Below are 1,349 nucleotides of genomic sequence, written 5' to 3' on the forward strand. Positions count from 1 at the left end.
GGACGGGAGCGAGCCGGGGCCGGTGTACTTCTGCGTGGGCAGCGGATCGTACGTGCCGTCGTCGACGGAGTGGCATGCGTACGACGGCCGGTTCGGCCGCCCGAGGGCCGCTCTCCTGCGCGGTGCCTGCGCGTGCGGGTGGCGTGGTGCGGCCGAGTACCCGCTCGACTGGACCGTCCTCGACGACAAGCCCCTGTACGAGGCGGACGTTGATCTGGCCGGGCCGATCGCGGACTACCAGGCCCACCTCACCGTGGTCCGGGACGCCACCGTCCCCCCTTCCCAAACCGCTCACCGTCCTGCTGACCGCCCTGACGGAGAACCTGGAGACCGCCGCGGTGAAGGACCCGCTCGTGGCGCTGAAGGCTATCTCGCTGCTCGGATACCTGATCTCCGAGGTGGGTGCGGACGCGGCGTTGGCGGTGCAGGTCGGCCGGATCCCGATGGAGACGGTCGCGACCGCGCTCGGCACGAGCGAAGCCGCCGCCCGCCGGTACGTGGACGGCTACCGCCACCCCTGAACCGAGGGCTCGGAACTTTCGGCCAGTGTCTGCTGTCCGGCAGTACCCCAGCAGCTGTAGAGCCGTGGGGTCAGCTGCTGGCCGCGTCGCGCAGTGCGACGGTCATGCGACCGAAAATGACGTCACGGATGTTGAGGTGGCGACCAGTGCGCAGGGCATCGCCGTGGTGGAGGCCACAGGGGAGGCAGCGCGCGACCCGCAGGCCGTCGGCGCCGAGAACCCCGAGCTCGTCACGACGCCGGTACGGATCGTGGAGTCGATGAAGGGGAAGTTCGCCCCGAGCGTCGGGGTGTCCCAGCGGGTAGAGCCCGGTGGGATGCCCGGCTCCTTCGAGGTGGCCACTTCCAACCGCGAGGTGATGATGAAGCCGGGGGAGCGGTACGTGATCGCGATCGGTCCCGGCGACCTGCAGGCCCGCCCTGGGACGACGGCGTTCGCCACACTGATCGAGCCCGCACACCGCGGTGCGGCCGGGGAGGCCGACTACTGGCGGAGCGTGATCGCGAAGGAACCCCCGAAGCCCGTCTGTGACGATACCGTCAGCTAGTGCCGGAGCAGGCAATGTCATCTGGCGAAACCACCACGCCGACGACCGGCGCCTACGCGCCGACGTGGACAGGGCCACTGTCGCCTGACACAGCTGCACCCCGACGGAACAAGGCGGTCCACAGGAACGTCACGCCGAACAGCGCTGACCCAGGCGGTTCCTCGCGCATGCGGCGCAGTTCGACCTCTGCCAGGTCGGAGAAGATCCAGCGCAGCGATTCGGGTGTGTAGGCGAGGCCGCCCTGCAAGTCGCGTTCACGGTAGAGGTCGGCGTCGGTGAGT

The 1,349-nt window shown here is 69.6% G+C and carries 2 protein-coding genes and 1 pseudogene; 2 read left to right on the plus strand and 1 reads right to left on the minus strand.

Annotated elements, in window-relative coordinates; translation table 11 throughout:
• Nucleotides 1–353: 353 nt before the first annotated feature.
• Entirely contained in the window at nt 354–521 is a 168-nt protein-coding gene (locus AAT21_RS15100; RefSeq protein WP_157879706.1) for a hypothetical protein, read from the plus strand.
• Nucleotides 522–657: 136 nt separating this feature from the next.
• Nucleotides 658–1,068: a hypothetical protein gene (locus AAT21_RS15105; protein ID WP_046777032.1), complete on the plus strand. Its 411-nt coding sequence runs from the start codon at nt 658–660 to the stop codon at nt 1,066–1,068.
• A gap of 52 nt (nt 1,069–1,120) precedes the next feature.
• On the opposite strand, the pseudogene AAT21_RS35635 reads toward AAT21_RS15105, so the two are convergent.
• Nucleotides 1,121–1,349, minus strand: a pseudogene (locus AAT21_RS35635) (class I SAM-dependent methyltransferase); the annotation flags it as partial.

Source organism: Streptomyces yangpuensis (assembly GCF_001005295.1).
GTDB classification, from domain to species: Bacteria; Actinomycetota; Actinomycetes; order Streptomycetales; family Streptomycetaceae; genus Streptomyces; species Streptomyces yangpuensis.